Source organism: Streptomyces sp. NPDC090021, from assembly GCF_044748225.1.
In the GTDB taxonomy this organism is placed as follows: Bacteria; Actinomycetota; Actinomycetes; order Streptomycetales; family Streptomycetaceae; genus Streptomyces.
On record NZ_JBIVFO010000042.1, the window covers coordinates 54,505 to 71,340 of the forward strand.

The window sequence follows — 16,836 nt, forward strand, 5'->3', positions numbered from 1 at the left end:
GCTACGGCGCCGCACCCGGCCCGAGGAGCTACGCGACAGCCGGCAGCCGCAGCACCGCCAGCACCGGCAGGTGGTCCGTCGCCGACCGCAGGTCCGCCCCGGAGACCCCCGCGAGCCCCGCGGGGACCCCGCAGGCCAGTACCTCCACCCCCGCCGTGACGAAGAGCGCGTCGATCCGCCGGTCCGGCGCCGCCGCCGGGAAGGTCCGTTCCCCGCCCCACGGCGCCACCGACCAGCAGTCCCGCAGCACGGAGGCGATCCGGCCGAAGGCGGGGCCGTCCGGGCCCTCGTTCACGTCCGCCGCGACGATCCCGTACGGGGTGTCCAGCGCGGCCACCCCGTCGAGGACGAGGTCCGCCTGGGCCCGCCGCTGCGCCGGGTCCAGGGACAGGTGCGCCGAGACCAGGCCCACGCGCACGCCCCCGATGCGCACGACCGCGGTGGCCAGGCCCCGTCGGTGCAGTCCGGGTGTGTGCGGGAGCAGTACGTCCTGTGTCCGCTCCACGAAGACCCGCAGCGAGCACAGCAGGAGCGGTCCGGTCGCCGTCGCGCCTCCGCCCAGCACCACCAGGTCGCACTTCCTGGCCAGCCTCGCCGCGTGTTTGCGCCACCGGAAGAACCGCGGCGCCTCCTGTACGAGGACCAGGTCCGGCTCGCAGGCGCGGATGACCCGGACCAGCGCCTCCTCGTCGTCGCGCAGCGAGCGGATGTTGTAGCCGAGGACCCGGATGACGGCGGAACCGTCCGGCTCCGTACGGGACTTCGGCAGCGGGGGCAGCGACTGGTCCATGTACCGCAAGATACGCAGCCGCCCGCCGCTCCCCCAAGGGGCGCGGCGGGCGGTCCGGGTGGACGGCGTCAGCCCTGGCGGGCCAGGTCGGCCGCGCCGACGAGTCCGGCCTTGCCGCCGAGCTGCGCGGCGAGCACCTGGGCGTGCGGACGCCAGGCGCCGCCCACCAGCCAGCGCTTGAAGGACTTGCGGATCGGGTCGAGGACGAGGTCGCCCTCGTCGGAGACGCCGCCGCCGACGATGAACGCCGACGGGTCGAACAGGGACGCGAGGTCGGCGAGTCCGGCGCCGGCCCAGCGGGCCAGTTCGCGGAAGGCGTCGACGGCGACCAGGTCGCCCTGCCGGGCGGCCTCGCTGATGTGCTTGCCCTCGATGCCCTCGGGGGTGCCGTCGCCGAGCGCGAGCAGGATCGCCGCGTTCTCGGGGGTGGCGTTGGCGCGCTGCTTGGCGTAGCGGACGAGCGCGCGGCCGGAGGCGTACTGCTCCCAGCAGCCCTGGCTGCCGCAGCCGCACAGCAGGCCGTCGGGGACGACCCGGATGTGGCCGAACTCGGCGGCGACGCCGAAGCGTCCGCGCCGCAGCTTGTTGCCGATGATGATGCCGCCGCCCAGGCCGGTGCCGAGCGTGATGCAGATGACGTCGTCGTGGCCCTGGCCGGCGCCGAAGCGGTATTCGCCCCAGGCCGCGCAGTTGGCGTCGTTCTCGACGACGACGGGCAGGCCGATGCGCTGTTCGACCTTGTCCTTGAGCGGCTCGTGGCGCCAGTTGATGTTCGGCGCGAAGAGTACGGTCGCGCGCTTGTCGTCCACGTATCCGGCGGCGCCGATGCCGACCGCTTCGATGGTGTGGTTGCTGCTGACCTCGGAGACGGCGGCGCAGATGGCCTCCGTCACTCCGTCCGCGGTCGGCGGGGTGGGCACCTTGTACGTGTCAAGGATCGTGCCCTCTTCGTCGACCACACCGGCCGCGATCTTCGTGCCGCCGATGTCGACGCCGATGGTGAGTCCCATTAGTCCCTCGGTTTCCGGTCAAGCCCCGCCACGGCCAACGGTACCCGAGGGCGCCGTGGGTTCAGTCGAGATCGATCCGCTCCGCCGGGCCGTCGTCGGGGCCGTCGGCGCGGGGGTCGCGGTCCGCGGGCGCCCGCCGGGGGGTCCCGGTCTCGCCGCGGGTCCCGGTCTCGCCGCGGGTCCAGCGGCCCTCGTGGCCCTCGACTGCGGAGCGGTAGGCGGCGAGGAGCTCGGAGCCGGCGGCCGCGAGGTGGTCGAAGACCTCGGGGTGGCGTTCGACGACGGGCTTCGCCGCGGTTCTGGCCTGGTCGACGATCTGGCGTACCGCGCCCTGTGCGGCGGCGCCGAACAGCGGGTTGTTCAGCCCGGAGACCTTGTCGGCGACGGCCTCGAAGAGCTTGAGGAACTCCTCGGCGGCGGTCCCGGTGGTGCCGTGGCCCGCCTGGCCCTGCCCGCGCAGGCGCTCCTTCTCGGCGGCGAGGTCCTCGGCACAGGCCTTGGCCCAGGCGTCGTCGTCGGTGGGGCGGTCGGTGGCCTCGCTCATGGCGGACTCTCCTGAGGCGGCTGCTGGGCGTGCGTGCTGTCTACCTTCGACGGTACCCGAACGGGGGTATCCGGTTCAGCGCGTACGGGGCCACAGGCCGGGGTTCGGGGTGAAGCGGACGCGGAGTTCGCCGCCGGTGAGGGCGGCGCCGGAGACGGTGCACCGGCGCAGCGCCGAGGGCAGCGGAACGATCCTTCGGTACGGGCCCGCGGTGAGCAGCAGCTCGTCGCCGCGGCGGACGAGGTCGAGGTCGCGTTTGTGCGCGCCGGGCAGCGCAACCACCCAGACGAGGACACCGTCCTCGGCGAGCCGGTCCTCGACGGGCCAGGCCCGGCGGGGGGCGGGGGGGTCCGGGACGAGTCCGCCGGGGGCGGCGAGCCGGTCGAGGTCGTCCTGGCCCTGGGGGCCGGGTCCGAGGTGGGCGAGGGCGACGACGGGGCCGTCGCCGGCCCACTGGGCGGTGTACTTCTCCTGCTGGGCGGCGAGCCCGGCGAGCCAGGGGTCGGCGGAGCCGGGCGGGACCGTCCGGTTGGCGACGACGTCGCGGACGGGCAGCTGCTGGAGGGCGAGGCCCAGCCGTCCTGTCCGGAGCGCGTCGGCGGCGGCCGGGCCGGGCTCGGCGACCAGGCGTACTTCGGTGGTGCCGGCCTCGATGACGGCCTGGACGGCGGCGAGCTCCTCGTCCCAGCGCGCGGCGGCCTCGTAGAGCCACTGGGCGGGCATGGGTACGCCGGCCAGCTGGGCCAGTACGGGCCGCAGGGCGCGGGCGGCCTGCTTCTCGGCGGGCAGCAGACGGGAGAGGTAGCGGCGCAGCTGGGCGGGGAGGGCGAGGGTGGCGACGGCCTGGTGGAGCGGGGGCAGGTCGACGACGACGAGGTCGGTGGCGGGTGTGGCGGCGGCCCGGCGCAGGGCGCGGAGCAGGGCGAACTGTTCGGAGCCGGGCAGTTCGGTGAGTTCCTCGGCGCCCAGCGGCCGGGCACCGACCATGGAGAGCAGGGCGGATCCGCGTTCCTGGAGGGCGACGAGTTCCTCGCGGAACTCCTGGCCGGAGTCCACCGCGGCGACCCTCAGGCCGGGCGGGAGCGGGTCGCCGAGGAGTTCGGCGAGCGGGTCGCCCGGGTCGCCGGAGAGCAGCAGCACCTGTCTGCCCCGGCGGGCCGCGGCGAGGGCGGTGGCCGCCGCCACCGTGGTCCGCCCGGCCCCGCCGGGGCCGGTGACGAGCAAGGTGTGCATGTGCGGGTGCTCCGGGTCGGTGGGGTGCGCCGCCGTGTGGCGTCCGCGGCGGGTTGCCGGTGGGGAGGTGCGGTGTCCGGCGGCCGGGCACGGCGCCTCCCCACGGGTCGGTCAGACGGACTCGACGCGCTTCTTCAGGCCCGCCAGTGCGCGGTCGATGATGACCTTCTCGGCCTTGCGCTTGATCATGCCGAGCATGGGGATCTTGACGTCGACGGTCAGCTGGTAGGTGACCTCGGTGCGCTTGCCGCCGTCCACCGGGGAGAGCCGGTAGGAGCCGTCGAGCTGGCGCAGCATCTGGGACCTGTCCAGGGTCCAGCTGACCTCGTCGGTGCCCTTCCAGGTGTAGGCGAGGGTGTGGTCGTCCTTGATCGCGCCCGCGTCGAGCAGCAGCCGGACCTTCTCGGCCCGGCCGTCGGCGTCGGTGGCGAGGACCTCGGCCTCCTTCACCTCGCCGGTCCACTCGGGGTAGCGGGCGAAGTCGGCGATCACGGCCATCACGTCGCCGGGCGCGGCGTCGATCGTGATGCTTGAGCTGGTGTGTTCCGCCATCGCGGTCGCTCCTCCGGAGATTGTTCGAGGATGTGTACGGCCTCCGGCCGCCGCGTGAAGGCTACCGCGCGTGTGGACGCCGCCACTCCAGTGGCTCCCCGGGGCCGCCGCGGTCCGTCCGGAACCGGTCGGTTCCCGGCGCCGTCACCACTCCATGACCCAGGGGCGGCCGGTCGAGGCGAAGTGTCCGACGTTCACGCACTCCGTGGCGCCGATCCGCATGCGGCGGGCGAGCGGCTGGTGGACGTGGCCGAAGAGGGCGTAGCGGGGCCGGGTGCGGCGGATGGCGGCCAGCAGGGCCTCGCTGCCGCGTTCGAAGCGGCGTGCGACGGTGTCGTAGCAGAGCTCGGGGACTTCCGGCGGGATGTGCGAGCAGAGCACGTCGACCTCGCCGAGGGCCTCGACCTTGGCGGCGTACTCCTCCACGTCCACTTCGTAGGGGGTGCGCATGGGCGAGGGCAGTCCGCCGCCGACGAAGCCGAAGACGCGGCCGGCGATCTCGACCCGCTGTCCGTCGAGCACGGTGAGCCCGTGGCGGTCGGCGTACTCGGGCCACAGGGCCGGGATGTCGACGTTGCCGTAGGTGGCGTAGGTGGGGCGGGGGAAGGCGGCGAACATCTCCGCGTACTGGCGGCGCACCGCGTCCTCGATCATGCGCTCGCGGTCGAGGCCGGCCCACAGGCGCCGGCCGAGGGCGTGGGCCTCCTGGAAGCGGCGCTGGGTGCGCAGCTCGACGATGAGGTCGGCGTTCTCGACGCCGAAGAGATCGGGGAAGATCCCGCGCGAGTGGTCGGCGTAGTCGAGGAAGAGGACGAGGTCGCCGAGGCAGATCAGGGCGTCCGCGCCGTCGCCGGCGCGGGCGAGGGCCTCGGTGTTGCCGTGCACGTCGCTCACGACGTGGATTCGCGTACGGCTCGATCCGCTCGTGCCGTTCTTTCCGCCCCGCATGCTGCCCGCCATGCGGCCAACCCTAGGGGGGCTGGTGAGGACCCGGTAGGGGGCTTGTGAAAGCCGGGCCTACCTGCGGTTACTTCCGCGTCCGCGAGGGGGTCGACTACTGTCGGCGCGTTGGGGCCGGACCGTGTGAGTGCAGAATGTGACGCACGGAACATCTGGCCGGTTCCCTCTATCGGGAACCCACTACCGGTGGGTAACGTCCGGTCGGTCCACATGGTGGCGATGGCGCCCAGAGGAGCAGCAGTCTTGCGCGAGTTCAGCCTTCCGGCCCTGTACGAGGTCCCGTCGGACGGGAACCTGACGGATCTCATCCGCCGCAACGCCGCCCAGCACCCAGACACCGCCGTCATGAGCCGCAAGGCCGACGGCCGGTGGCAGGACGTGACGGCGACCGAGTTCCTGGCCGAGGTGCGTGCCACGGCCAAGGGCCTGATCGCGGCCGGCGTCCGGCCCGGCGACCGGGTCGCCCTGATCTCCCGCACCCGCTACGAGTGGGTGCTGATCGACTTCGCGATCTGGAGCGCGGGCGGCGTCACCGTCCCCGTGTACGAGACCAGCTCCCCCGAGCAGATCCAGTGGATCCTCGGTGACTCCGGCGCGGTGGCCGCCGTCGTGGAGAACGCCGGGCACGGCGAGGCCGTGGCCTCGCTGCGCGACCGCCTGCCGGAGCTGCGGGAGGTCTGGGAGATCGAGCAGGGCGCGGTGCAGGCGCTGCAGGCCGCCGGCGCGGCCGTCACCGACGCCGAGGTCGACGAGCGCAGCAGCCTCGCGAACGCCGACGACCCGGCCACCATCGTCTACACCTCGGGCACCACCGGCCGCCCCAAGGGCTGCGTGCTGAGCCACCGCAACTTCTTCGCCGAGTGCGGCAACGCGGTGGAGCGCCTGAAGCCGCTGTTCAAGACCGGCGAGTGCTCGGTCCTGCTGTTCCTGCCGGCCGCGCACGTCTTCGGGCGGCTCGTGGAGGTGGCGGCCGTGCTGGCGCCGATCCGCCTGGGCTGCGTACCGGACATCAAGAACCTCACCGACGAGCTGCAGTCCTTCCGGCCCACGCTGATCCTCGGCGTCCCCCGGGTCTTCGAGAAGGTCTACAACTCGGCGCGCGCCAAGGCGCAGGCCGACGGCAAGGGCAGGATCTTCGACGCGGCGGCCGACACGGCCATCGCCTACAGCCGTGCGCTGGACACCCCGCGCGGCCCGTCCCTCGGGCTGAAGCTCAAGCACAAGATCTTCTCGAAGCTGGTCTACAGCAAGCTGCACGCGGTCCTCGGCGGCCGCGGCGAGTACGCGATCTCCGGCGGCGCCCCGCTGGGCGAGCGGCTGGGCCACTTCTTCCGCGGTATCGGCTTCACGGTCCTGGAGGGCTACGGCCTGACGGAGTCCTGTGCGGCGACGACCTTCAACCCGTGGGACAAGCAGAAGATCGGTACGGTCGGCCAGCCCATGCCGGGCTCCGTGGTGCGCATCGCGGACGACGGCGAGGTGCTGCTGCACGGCGAGCAGATCTTCACCGGGTACTGGAGGAACGAGGCGGCGACCGCCGAGGCGCTGACCGACGGGTGGTTCCACACCGGCGACGTCGGCACCCTCGACGAGGACGGCTACCTGACGATCACGGGCCGCAAGAAGGAGCTCATCGTCACGGCGGGCGGCAAGAACGTGGCCCCCGCGGTGATCGAGGACCGGATCCGGGCGCACGCGCTGGTCGCGGAGTGCATGGTGGTCGGCGACGGGCGGCCGTTCGTGGCGGCGCTGGTCACGATCGACGAGGAGTTCCTCGGCCGCTGGGCGGCGGAGAACGGCAAGCCCGCGGGTGTGACGGCGGCGGAGCTGCGCGAGGACGCGGAGCTGATCGCCGCCGTCCAGAAGGCCGTCGACGATGGCAACGCGGCGGTGTCCAAGGCGGAATCGGTGCGGAAATTCCGCATTCTGCCCTCCCAGTTCACGGAGGAGTCGGGTCACATCACGCCGTCGCTGAAGCTCAAGCGCAACGTGGTGGCGAAGGACTACGCGGACGAGATCGAGGCGCTCTACCGCGGCTGACCGCGCCCCCGGTCCGGCGGCCCGCGGCCGCGGGCCGCTGTCAGCGGGGGTCCTCGGCCAGGATCCGTGCCATGTTCCGCTCGGCGAGGGCGGTGATGGTGACGAACGGGTTCACGCCGAGCGACCCCGGGACCAGGGAGCCGTCGACCACGTACAGCCCCTGGTACCCCTTGACCCGCCCGTGGGTGTCGGTCGCGTCCCCGAGGACGCAGCCGCCGAGCGGGTGGTAGGTGAAGTCGTCGGCGAAGGCCCTGTTCCCGCCGAACAGGTCGTAGCGGTAGATCGTGAAGTTGCGCCGGTTGATGCGGTCGAAGAGGTTCTTCGCCGCGTCGACCGCGGGCGTGTTCTGCTCCCGCCGCCAGTTCAGGCGTGCGGAGTCGGTGGCCGCGTCGTAGGTGAAGTGCCCGCGCTCCGGGTTCCTGGTGATGGCCAGGTACATCGAGATCCAGTGTTCGAGGCCCATGGGGAGCGGGGCGATCTCGGCGAAGACCGGGTTCGCGGCGTTGTCCCAGTCGTCGATGCCGAGGGCGGGCATGGTGGCCTGGCGGGCGCCGACCGTGTCCCAGAGGTGGTTGGCGCGTGCGGTCATGACGTTGCCGTTGGGTCCCCAGCCGCGCCCGACCTGCTCGCCGAGCGCGGGCAGCGTGCCGGTCTCGCGGGCCCGCAGCAGGATCTCGGTGGTGCCGAGGCTGCCGGCGCCGAGGAAGAGCTGCCGGCAGCCGAGTTCGCGGACCTGGGTGACCTTTCCGGTCACGTCGCTGGTCCGCACCGTCAGGACGTACCCTCCGGCCGGGTCGGGCCGTACGCCGACCACGCGCTGCATGGTCTCGATGGTGACGTTGCCGGTGCCGACGGCGGCGGCGAGATAGGTCTTGTCGAGGCTCCTCTTGCCGTGGTTGTTGCCGTAGATGACCTCTCCGGCCAGTGCCGAGCGGGGTGCGGTGCCCGCCGCCTCGCGCTTCATGTGGCCGAAGTCGTAGACGTTGGGCACGAAGACGGTCTTCAGGCCGGTGTTGCGGGCGTGCTTGCGGGAGATCCGGGCGAACCGGTACCACTCGGTGGACTCGAACCAGGCGGGGTCGATGTCGTTCACGCCGAGCATGGCGCGGGCACGGGGGAAGTAGGTGCCGTACATCTCGTCGGCGTCGACGCCGGGGAAGACCTCGGTGAAGTAGGAGCGCCGGGGGGTGGGCGCCATGCCGCCGTTGACGAGCGAACCGCCGCCGACGCCGCGTCCCACGTAGACGGACATGGCGCCGTGGTGGACGCGGTCCAGGACGCCGGGGTACGGGCTGATGTCGCGGTTGACCACGTCGAGCCAGAGGAACTGCGCCAGCGGGGCCTCGGTGCGGGTGCGGAACCACATGGAGCGGTGGTCGGGGGCGGAGGTGGAGGGGAAGACCTTGCCGTCGGGTCCGGGGGTGTCCCACAGCCGGCCCATTTCGAGGACGACGGTCCGCACGCCCGCCTGCCCCAGGCGCAGGGCGGCGACGGCGGAGCCGTAGCCCGAGCCGACGACGATGGCGGGGGCGTAGGGGGTGGCGGCGGGCTCGACGGCGGCGGCAGAAGCCGCCCCGATCCGGGTGAAACCGAGCGCGGCGGCGGTCGAGAGGGCGCCGAGACCCAGTACGTGACGGCGCGTCAGGTTGGGTGTCATGGCCGCATCATGAGCGGAATCCAGCCGTCCGCCCAGACGCGGTATTGACAGACATCTGAGGAACAGTCAGGCATGGCGGCGCCCGCTCCGTCCCGCTCCTTCCGCCCCGCTACAGCAGCTCGCGCAGACGGTCCGCCAGAAGGTCCCAGCGCCACTTCTCCTCGACCCAGGCACGGCCGCGCTCGCCCATCACGGCCCGCAGGTCCGGGTCCTGCAGCAGGGCCGCGATCCGGTCCGCGGCCTCCTCGGGCTCACCGCCGCGCACGACCCAGCCGGTCTCGCCGTCCAGCACCGCGTCCGGCGCTCCGCCCGAGTCGCCCGCGACCACCGGCAGCCCCGTCGCCGAGGCCTCCAGGTAGACGATGCCGAGCCCCTCCACGTCGAGGCCGCCGCGCCGGGTCCGGCAGGGCATGGCGAAGACGTCACCCGCGCCGTAGTGCGCGGGGAGCTCGGACCACGGGACCGCCCCCGTGAACACCACCGACGACGCCACGCCCGTGGCCGCGGCCAGCGCGCGCAGGTCCGCCTCGTACGGGCCGCCGCCGACGATCAGCAGCACGGCGTCGGGGACCGCGGCCAGGATCCGCGGCATCGCCTCGATGAGGGTGTCCTGGCCCTTGCGCGGGACCAGCCGCGACACGCACACCACCACGGGCCGGTCCGTCAGGCCGAGCCGGGCCCGGACCTCGTCGCCGCCCGAGGCCGGGTGGAAGGTCTTCTCGTCGACCCCAGGCGGGAGCTGGACCATCCGCGCCGCCGCCCGGTCGGTGACCGCCGAGGCGATCCGGGAGCGCGTGTACTCCCCCAGGTACGTGAGGGTGTCCGTGCCCTCGCCGATCCGCCGCAGCAGCTGCCGCGCGGCCGGGAGCTGGGCCCAGCCCGCCTCGTGCCCGTGGGTGGTCGCCACGATCCGTCGGGCGCCCGCCCGCCGCAGCGCCGGACCCATCAGCCCGAGCGGGGCCGCGGCCCCGAACCACACGGACTCGCAGCCGTGTTCGCGCAGCAGGCCCACGGCCCGCCGGGTCACGCGCGGGGTCGGCAGCAGCATCGTCGTACGGTCGCGGACCACCTGGAACGGCTGTTCCGCGTCGAAGGCCGCGGTGGCCTCGCGGCCCTCCGCACTGTGCTTCCACGTGGAGGCGTAGACGACGACCCGGTCGGGGTCCAGCCGTAGCGCCATGTTGTGGAGGAAGGCCTGGATGCCGCCCGGACGCGGCGGGAAGTCGTTGGTCACGATCAGGGTCTTGTGCATCGCCTGCCGACAGTACCCGCTCAGCGCAGCTCCTCGCGCAGGTACTCCTGCCAGGCCTTCGTCAGCCCGGCCCGGTCCACCCCGAGGGTCGCCCGCAGTGCGGTCTCCAGCGGTTCACGGCCGGCCCGCCCGTACAGCTCCACCAGGGCCTGCTCGCCCCACTTCGCCGCGATCAGCCGGCAGGCCAGCCATGCGCCCTCGTACGCCCGCGCCGCCGCCTCCGGGTCACCGCCGAAGGCGAAGTCCTCCGTCCGGGGCAGCTCCGCCGGCGGCGCGCCGCGCCGCACCGCCCGGGCGAGCGCCGGGGCGGCCCGCCCGGGGGGCGTGGGCGTCCCCCGGTACGCCGCCCAGTCCGCGAAGCCCTCGGACAGCCACAGCGGGGTGGTGGCGGAGGTCGCCGAGCGCGTGGCCACGTGCGTGACCTCGTGGGTCAGGATGATCCGGCGGCCCTGCGCACCCAGCCCGGCGTACCCCTCCGGATTGACCACGACCCGGTCCGCGGGGGCCGGGCCGGTGCCCACCCGGCCGGTGGTGACGGCGCCGAGTCCCCGGTAGGTGTCGGCGGGTCGGCCCAGCAGCCGCGCCATCGCGTCGAGGGAGCCGGGGACCAGGACGACCACCCGCCCCGCCCAGGGCCGGGGCCAGGCCGCGCTCACCGCGGGAACCGCCCGGTCGGCCTCGGCCGCGATCTCCCGCAGCGTCCCGGCGCCCTGCCCGGCCCCGCCGAGGACCAGGGAGTGCGTACCGGCGGCCACCTCCACCGGGCCCTGGTCCCACAGCTGCGGCAGGGCTCCCGGTGCGGGCCGGTCGGTGGTGACCCGCCAGACCCCGCCCTCCCGGACGAGGTCCACCTCGCGCGCGGACTCCTCGGGCGCCGTGTCGTAGCCGGCCAGCCGGTGGCGCAGCCGGGCCGCGGCGACGGCCCGCGCGCCGTCCCGCCGCACCGAGGAGACCTCGTACGACCGCTCGGCGAAGGGGATCCCGGCGAGCCCCTCGGGGACCGTCCGCGACCAGTCGGCGACGGCCCTGCGGACATCCCGCCCGACGGTGTCGGCGGGACCGGCCGGCCGCGGACCGCATCCGGCGAGCAGCGCGCACAGCAGAAGCGCCACGAGGGGCAGGGTGCGCGTCGGACGGCGGACGGGGAGCATCCGCCGATCGTACGCAGGGCGGCGGGGGCGCCGGGGGCGGCGGGGTCGGCGGCAGCCGGTCCGCCGCCGGCCGGGTCAGGGGCGGGTCACCGCCGACACCGGCATCATCCCGACCGGGTCGTAGCGCACCCGGGCTCCGGGGTAGGGGGCGTGGACCACCTGGCCGTTGCCCACGTACATGCCGACGTGGCTGGCGTCGGAGCGGTACGTCACCAGGTCGCCCGGGCGGGCCTGCGACAGCGGCACCTGGCGCCCGGCGTGCCGCTGGGCCTGCGAGGTGCGCGGCAGCGAGACACCGGCCTGCCGGTAGGACCAGACCATCAGTCCGGAGCAGTCGAAGCCGGAGGGGCCCGTGGAGCCCCACACGTACGGGCGGCCGACGGCGGCCCGGGCCGCCCTCACGGCGGCCTCGGCGCGGCCGGAGGAGGGGCCGTCGCCGCCCGGCGGGCCCGGGTCGGGCAGGGCTTCGGGGCGCCCGCCGGAGCGGGAGGAGCGCTCGAAGTCGGCCCGTTCCCCGGACGGCATGGAGTTGAGGAGCCGCTGGGCGGCGGCGAGTTTGGCGGTGACGGCGCGTTTGTGGCGGGCGATGTCGGAGCGCAGGGAGTCGAGTTCGGTGAGCTTGCGGGAGGCCTCCGCGCGCACCTGGCCGAGCCGGCGCTGCTCGTGGCGCAGTTCGTCGAGCTGCCGGGCCTGGCGTTCGGTCAGCCGGTCCAGGGCGGCGGCCTGTTCCAGGTAGGAGTCGGGGTCCCTGGCCAGCATCAGCGCGACGGCGGGGTCGATGCCGCCACTGCGGTACTGCGCCCCGGCGAAGGTGCCGAGGGCGCCGCGCAGGGTGTTGATGCGCTCCTGGCCGCGGGCGACCGCGTCCTGGGCCCGGTTGACCTCGGCGCGGAGCCTGTCGGCCCTCTCGCCCGCCTCGTTGAAGTGCTCGGTGGCCTGCTCGGCCTCCTCGAAGAGCCGGTCGACCTGGGCGCTGACGCCGGATCTCGCGCCGCCGCCGGGCTCGTGCGGGAGGCCCGGGGCCGCGCCCGCGGGTGCGCCCACCATGGCGACCGCGGCGGTGGCCGCGGCGGCGGTGAGGACGGTGACCTTGGTGTTCCGGTCGAGGCCGCCGAGCCCGGGCCGACGATGGGACGCCACGTGAACCCGCTCCCTTCCGCTGGGCGGGCCCGCGTCCGCCCCCGTGGACGGCCGTGTGCCGGGTTCCGCGCTGGCAGACAGTAGCCGTGCGACCACGCGCCGACCAACGACCGGGGGCGGGCGCACATGCCGACGCCCCGCCGGAGACGCAGGTCACCGGCGGGGCGTGCGGTCAGAGCGGGGCCGTGGAATTCGCCCGGATGGGCGGCGTACGGCGCGTCCTTCGGCCGTCAGCCGATGCGGACGCCGAACTGGAACGGCATGTTGTCCATCGACTCGTACTTGACGCCGCCGCGCGGGTTCGCGGCGTGCAGCGTCATGTTGTTGCCGGCGTACAGGCCGACGTGGTGCAGGTCCCCGTAGAAGAAGACCAGGTCACCGGGCTGGAGCTGGCTGCGGCTGATGCGCGTGCCGTCGTTGGCCTGGGTGTAGGTCACACGGCTGATGTTGACGCCGGCCTGCTTGTACGCCCACTGGGTCAGCCCGGAGCAGTCGAAGGAGTTGGGGCCCTCGTGGCCCGATATGTACGCGCTGCCGACCTTGGTCTTGGCCGCCGCGAGAGCGGCTCCGGCGCGGCCGGAGGCCTTGACGTCGCCGAGGTCGACGCGCTGCCCGGCGGCGCGGCCGGCGCGCGTCTCCTCGTCCTTGAGCGCGGCGCGCTCCTGCGCCGTGAGGGTGTTGAGGAGGGCCTGGGCGGCCGCGAGCTTCTCGGACGAGACCTTCTTCTTCTCGGCGAGCTCCTTGCGGGTGGCGTCGAGGTCGGCGAGCTTGCCGGAAGCCTCCTGACGCTGCTGCGCGAGGGTGCGCTGCTTCGCCTGGATCTTCTGGACCGCTTCGACCTGCTTGCCGCTCAGGTGCTGCAGGGAGGATGCCTTGTCGAGGTACCCGTCGGGGTCCTCGGAGAGGAGGAGGGCGAGGGAGGGGTCGATGCCGCCGTTGCGGTACTGGGCGCTGGCCATCGAACCGAGTACGCTGCGCAGCTCGTTGAGCTCGCTCTGGCCACGGGCGACCTGGTCCTGGATCTGCCCGATCTCCTTCTCCAGCGTCGCCTGGCGCTCCTCGGCCCCGTTGAACTTCTCGGTGGCCTGCTCCGCCTCTTCGTAGAGGGCGTCGACCTGGCTCTTGACCTCGTCCTTGCTCGGCTTCGCCGGAGCGGCGGAGGCGCTCTGCGCGGTGAGGGCGACGGCTGCGGCCGCGACCGAGGTGAGCACGGTCACACGAGCGCGGGTCGGCTGCTTGGGTCGACGGTGGGACGCCACGAAGGCGATCTCCTTCTTCCTGGAGCCGCCGAAGAACGCAACTCGGCAGCACCTTCGCTGCCACTCCGAATGAGTGATCTACCGCACGAAGGTTTGAGCAGACCCTAGTGACCCAGCTGTGATCACTTCAAATCCTGTCGGGAAAAAACTCCGGCCCCGACCAGGTTCTTTACCTTCAGCGCACGCTCCGTGCCGGGTACTTGACGGTGCGTCCTCCACAGGACCCACCAATTGCGGCATTCAGGCCGGGAGTTACGAAACGCGCGAAAGCCTCTTCAGCAACAAAGCGGACGTTACGGGCCGCGCTCCGGCCTTGGCCACCCCGTCGGCGACCTCCCGGTCCGTGGACACCACGACCACCGGCCGACCCGGCGGCTCCGCCCGCACCAGCTGCCGGATCAGCTCGTCGGCCGTCACCCCCGCCTTGGAGAACAGCACCCGCACACCCCGCGGCGGCGCGAGCAGCACCGGGGCCGCCAGCTCCGCACCGTCGAAGACACAGGTCATCTCCGCACCCGTCTGCGCGGCCAGCATCGACAGCCCGCCCAGCAGCCGCAGCCGCTGCTTCTCCAACGGCATCGTCGGATAGCCGGTCTTGGTCACGTTGTAGCCGTCCACCACCAGATGGGCCTGGGGCAGCGCCAACAACTGGTCCAGCAGCGCCGGATCGGTCTCGGACAGGGCGCGCGCCGCGATGTCCTTCGGCGTCATCCGGCCCGGCTCCACCGCGTCCACCGTGTCGGCCGGCCGGGTGTTCACCGGCGGCAGCGCCAGCTCGCGGCGCAGCCCCTGCGCCGCGTCCAGCACGGTGTCCAGCAGCAGCCGCAGCCGCATGTCCTCGATACTGCGCCCCTCGCGGGTGGCCCGGCGCGAGGTCTCCAGCGCCGTCTCCACCTCCGCCAGGCGGGACTTGAGCCGCCGGCTCTCGCTCTCGGCGGCCGCCACGCGGGTCGCGGCCTCACCGCGGATCCCGTCGATCTCGGCGGTCACCTTGCGCAGGGCCGCCTCGCCGCGCTTGACGTCGCTGAGGGCACTGCGCAGTCGGCGCTGAAGCGATTCCGCTTCCTTGCGCGCCGCCTCCAGCTCGGCCCGTACCTGCTCACCGCCCGTGCGCTGCAGCTCCCGTACGTGCTCCAGCTCCTCGCGCAGGCGCTCCAGCTCACGCCGGCTCTCCTCACCGACCCGCTCGGCGTCGGCGCGCTGCGCCTCCTCGCCCGCGGCGGCCACCAGCTTGACCCATCCGGCGGGCCGCAGGACGAAGGCGGCGGCCGCCACGTCCAGCGGGTCCGCGGCGGCCGGCGGCGCGCCGGACTCCAGCGCGCCGGACAGGTCCGACTGCGCCTCGCGCAGCTTCTCGGCGACCCTGCTGCGGAACACCGGGTCGGTCTCGACCGCGGCGGCCATGGCGTTGCCCGCGAACTTGGCGCGCCGGGTCGGGGTGAACCGGGCGTACTGGCGCAGCTGCGCCGGCAGGTCCGCGACCGTCAGCGCGCCGAAGGCGTCCGAGACGAGCGCGACGACCCGGCGCCGCACGCCTTCCGGCAGCGGGCGGTCGAGCGCCTCCGCGGCGTCGTCGGCCGCGTCGGCCGACCCGGCGCCGCTTGCTGGCTCCACAATCCGTCACCCCTACCGTGATGGTCTACCTGCGGGCGGGGCTCCGTCAGGAGTCCGCGCCCGGCCTGTCCACGAGCTCGATCTGGTCCACCGCGTTGCACCAGCGACAGCGGACAGACTCGATGGTCTCATTGACCACCTCGCGCTCCTCGACCTTGGGCTCCCCGGCGAGGTCCAGGTGGATGTACTCGACGACCTTCGACGAACGGGTGACGTCGAAACGCGTGAGGTTGCCGCACAGGGTGCAGCGCCACCGCGTGGTGTCGGTCGGCAGGGGAACCGTCATCGGGCTGCTCTCTCCTTCGTAGCTGATTCAATTAAAGCGGTCCGTTCGGCCGTCCGCGTCGGCCCGAGCACCGCAGCTCGTAACCCTACGGCCTGCCACCGCTCCAGGGGGCTCGCGTTGCGTCATGCTCTGTCACATGATCGTAAGGTGGCGGACCGTGCGCGAAGCTGCCCGGGGACCGGTGGTCACCCATGCGCTGATCGCGGGCTGCGCGGTGGTGTTCGTCCTGAGTCCCGCGTCGGGGCTCCATCCCGTCCACGGAACCGGTGACGAGCTGCTGGCCGCGGGCACCGCGTACTTCAGGCGCTGGGGCGTGGTCCCGGACGAGCTCTTCACGAACACCCCGCGCGCCTGGCTGACACCGCTGACCGCGCTGTTCGTCCACGGCAGCTGGCTGCACCTGCTCGGGAACATGCTCTTCCTCTTCGTCTTCGGCGCGATGGCCGAGGAGAGGATGGGCCGTCCGGCGTTCCTCGTCTTCTACCTCTGTACGGGCTACCTGGCGCTGGCGGCGTACGCGGCGGCCAACGCGCAGTCCGCGCAGACGCTGGTCGGCGCGTCCGGCGCGATCTCGGCCGTCCTGGGCGCCTTCCTCTTCCTGCTCCCGCGGGCGAGGGTGACGAGCCTGTTCCCGTTCCTCTTCTTCCTGCCGCTGCGTTTCCCCGCCTGGATCGTGCTGCTGTTCTGGTTCACCCTCCAATGGGTGGCGGCCCACCGCGCCGACAGCGGGCCGGGGGTCGCCTATCTGGCCCACCTGGTGGGGTTCTCGCTGGGCTTCCTCTACGCATGGGCCCGCTATCGGGGTACGACTAGAGTGAGTCGACCAGCGACGGCCACCGAGGGAGACAGCCAGCCGTGATCACCGCGATCGTGCTCATCAAGACCAGCGTGGACCGCATCCCCGAGATCGCCGAGTCCATCGCCGCGCTGGACAGCGTCAGCGAGGTCTACTCCGTCACGGGGACGTACGACCTGATCGCGCTGGTCCGCGTGAACCGCCACGAGAACCTGGCCGACATCATCCCCGGCCGCATCAGCAAGATCCCGGGCGTCGAGGCGACGGACACGCACGTGGCGTTCCGCACGTACTCGCAGCACGACCTGGAGGCGGCGTTCGCCATCGGCCTCGACGCATAGCGCCGGCTGAGCAGGTGCCCTGCGGGCGGCTCGGCGGTTGGGCCTCGGCTTCGCCGGTGCCCTGCGGGCGTGCTCAGCGGTTCCGGCTCTGGCTCCGGTTCGGCTTTGGCTTTGCCGGGGTCGGGGAGCGGTGCCGGTCCGGGGTGTCTCCTCGGCTCGGCGCGGGCTGTTTGTCCCGGCCGGGAGCCTTGGTCGCGCCTCGTCCTGCGGG

At 73.3% G+C, this 16,836-nt stretch carries 16 protein-coding genes; 3 read left to right on the forward strand and 13 right to left on the reverse strand.

Annotation, left to right across the window (positions count from 1 at the left end):
* Positions 1 to 28 precede the first annotated feature (28 nt).
* The 6 genes from ACIPXC_RS28390 to ACIPXC_RS28415 all read right to left on the reverse strand — a co-directional run bounded on the left by ACIPXC_RS28390 (position 29) and on the right by ACIPXC_RS28415 (position 5,089).
* On the reverse strand, positions 29 to 790 hold the full coding sequence (locus ACIPXC_RS28390; protein WP_401623775.1) for an endonuclease/exonuclease/phosphatase family protein: 762 nt from the start codon (positions 788 to 790) through the stop codon (positions 29 to 31).
* A gap of 68 nt (positions 791 to 858) precedes the next feature.
* Positions 859 to 1,800, reverse strand: a complete 942-nt coding sequence (locus tag ACIPXC_RS28395) for an ROK family glucokinase (RefSeq protein ID WP_386526416.1) — start codon at positions 1,798 to 1,800, stop codon at positions 859 to 861.
* 61 nt (positions 1,801 to 1,861) lie between these two features.
* The gene (locus tag ACIPXC_RS28400) at positions 1,862 to 2,344 is read right to left on the reverse strand and encodes a DUF5304 domain-containing protein (RefSeq protein WP_401623778.1); all 483 of its coding nucleotides are present in this window, start codon (positions 2,342 to 2,344) and stop codon (positions 1,862 to 1,864) included.
* A 75-nt stretch (positions 2,345 to 2,419) separates the two neighbouring features.
* Complete coding sequence (locus ACIPXC_RS28405; RefSeq protein WP_401623780.1) at positions 2,420 to 3,577, reverse strand: ArsA-related P-loop ATPase; 1,158 nt, start codon at positions 3,575 to 3,577, stop codon at positions 2,420 to 2,422.
* Between the two features lie 111 nt (positions 3,578 to 3,688).
* Positions 3,689 to 4,129, reverse strand: coding sequence for an SRPBCC family protein (locus tag ACIPXC_RS28410; RefSeq protein WP_401623782.1), 441 nt, complete (start codon positions 4,127 to 4,129; stop codon positions 3,689 to 3,691).
* A 144-nt stretch (positions 4,130 to 4,273) separates the two neighbouring features.
* A complete protein-coding gene (locus ACIPXC_RS28415; protein ID WP_401623784.1) occupies positions 4,274 to 5,089 on the reverse strand; it encodes a metallophosphoesterase in 816 nt (271 codons plus the stop codon).
* A gap of 243 nt (positions 5,090 to 5,332) precedes the next feature.
* On the opposite strand from ACIPXC_RS28415, the gene ACIPXC_RS28420 reads away from it, so the two are divergent.
* Positions 5,333 to 7,129, forward strand: coding sequence for an AMP-dependent synthetase/ligase (locus ACIPXC_RS28420; RefSeq protein ID WP_401623786.1), 1,797 nt, complete (start codon positions 5,333 to 5,335; stop codon positions 7,127 to 7,129).
* Between the two features lie 40 nt (positions 7,130 to 7,169).
* Here ACIPXC_RS28420 and ACIPXC_RS28425 read toward each other — a convergent pair whose 3' ends face one another.
* The 7 genes from ACIPXC_RS28425 to ACIPXC_RS28455 all read right to left on the reverse strand — a co-directional run bounded on the left by ACIPXC_RS28425 (position 7,170) and on the right by ACIPXC_RS28455 (position 15,488).
* Positions 7,170 to 8,786, reverse strand: a complete 1,617-nt coding sequence (locus ACIPXC_RS28425; protein ID WP_401623788.1) for a GMC oxidoreductase — start codon at positions 8,784 to 8,786, stop codon at positions 7,170 to 7,172.
* 109 nt (positions 8,787 to 8,895) lie between these two features.
* Positions 8,896 to 10,038 (reverse strand): glycosyltransferase family 4 protein, encoded by a 1,143-nt coding sequence (locus tag ACIPXC_RS28430; RefSeq protein ID WP_401623790.1) that lies wholly within the window; start codon positions 10,036 to 10,038, stop codon positions 8,896 to 8,898.
* A gap of 20 nt (positions 10,039 to 10,058) precedes the next feature.
* On the reverse strand, positions 10,059 to 11,189 hold the full coding sequence (locus ACIPXC_RS28435) for a hypothetical protein (RefSeq protein ID WP_401623792.1): 1,131 nt from the start codon (positions 11,187 to 11,189) through the stop codon (positions 10,059 to 10,061).
* 75 nt (positions 11,190 to 11,264) lie between these two features.
* Entirely contained in the window at positions 11,265 to 12,329 is a 1,065-nt protein-coding gene (locus tag ACIPXC_RS28440; RefSeq protein ID WP_401623794.1) for an NlpC/P60 family protein, read from the reverse strand.
* Between the two features lie 230 nt (positions 12,330 to 12,559).
* Complete coding sequence (locus tag ACIPXC_RS28445; protein WP_401623796.1) at positions 12,560 to 13,588, reverse strand: NlpC/P60 family protein; 1,029 nt, start codon at positions 13,586 to 13,588, stop codon at positions 12,560 to 12,562.
* Positions 13,589 to 13,840: 252 nt separating this feature from the next.
* Positions 13,841 to 15,205, reverse strand: coding sequence for an NYN domain-containing protein (locus ACIPXC_RS28450; protein ID WP_401623808.1), 1,365 nt, complete (start codon positions 15,203 to 15,205; stop codon positions 13,841 to 13,843).
* Positions 15,206 to 15,248: 43 nt separating this feature from the next.
* Positions 15,249 to 15,488: a hypothetical protein gene (locus ACIPXC_RS28455; RefSeq protein WP_030036330.1), complete on the reverse strand. Its 240-nt coding sequence runs from the start codon at positions 15,486 to 15,488 to the stop codon at positions 15,249 to 15,251.
* Between the two features lie 124 nt (positions 15,489 to 15,612).
* Here ACIPXC_RS28455 and ACIPXC_RS28460 point away from each other — a divergent pair, with 124 nt between their 5' ends.
* Together ACIPXC_RS28460 and ACIPXC_RS28465 are read left to right on the forward strand one after the other, a co-directional pair.
* Positions 15,613 to 16,347 carry a rhomboid family intramembrane serine protease gene (locus ACIPXC_RS28460; RefSeq protein WP_401623798.1) on the forward strand — a complete coding sequence of 245 codons (735 nt, stop codon included), beginning with the start codon at positions 15,613 to 15,615 and terminating at the stop codon, positions 16,345 to 16,347.
* Complete coding sequence (locus ACIPXC_RS28465; RefSeq protein WP_030036325.1) at positions 16,344 to 16,625, forward strand: Lrp/AsnC family transcriptional regulator; 282 nt, start codon at positions 16,344 to 16,346, stop codon at positions 16,623 to 16,625. Before ACIPXC_RS28460 ends, ACIPXC_RS28465 begins: the two co-directional genes overlap by 4 nt.
* The last annotated feature ends 211 nt before the right edge of the window (positions 16,626 to 16,836 follow it).

Bases quoted from the DNA above. Each gene is read 5' to 3' on its own strand.
- ACIPXC_RS28460 (WP_401623798.1), top strand. From the start codon at position 15,613: ATGCTCTGTCACATGATCGTAAGGTGGCGGACCGTGCGCGAAGCTGCC.
- ACIPXC_RS28395 (WP_386526416.1), bottom strand. From the start codon at position 1,800: ATGGGACTCACCATCGGCGTCGACATCGGCGGCACGAAGATCGCGGCC.
- ACIPXC_RS28415 (WP_401623784.1), bottom strand. From the start codon at position 5,089: ATGGCGGGCAGCATGCGGGGCGGAAAGAACGGCACGAGCGGATCGAGC.
- ACIPXC_RS28390 (WP_401623775.1), bottom strand. From the start codon at position 790: ATGGACCAGTCGCTGCCCCCGCTGCCGAAGTCCCGTACGGAGCCGGAC.
- ACIPXC_RS28430 (WP_401623790.1), bottom strand. From the start codon at position 10,038: ATGCACAAGACCCTGATCGTGACCAACGACTTCCCGCCGCGTCCGGGC.
- ACIPXC_RS28455 (WP_030036330.1), bottom strand. From the start codon at position 15,488: ATGACGGTTCCCCTGCCGACCGACACCACGCGGTGGCGCTGCACCCTG.
- ACIPXC_RS28435 (WP_401623792.1), bottom strand. From the start codon at position 11,189: ATGCTCCCCGTCCGCCGTCCGACGCGCACCCTGCCCCTCGTGGCGCTT.
- ACIPXC_RS28410 (WP_401623782.1), bottom strand. From the start codon at position 4,129: ATGGCGGAACACACCAGCTCAAGCATCACGATCGACGCCGCGCCCGGC.
- ACIPXC_RS28425 (WP_401623788.1), bottom strand. From the start codon at position 8,786: ATGACACCCAACCTGACGCGCCGTCACGTACTGGGTCTCGGCGCCCTC.
- ACIPXC_RS28400 (WP_401623778.1), bottom strand. From the start codon at position 2,344: ATGAGCGAGGCCACCGACCGCCCCACCGACGACGACGCCTGGGCCAAG.
- ACIPXC_RS28405 (WP_401623780.1), bottom strand. From the start codon at position 3,577: ATGCACACCTTGCTCGTCACCGGCCCCGGCGGGGCCGGGCGGACCACG.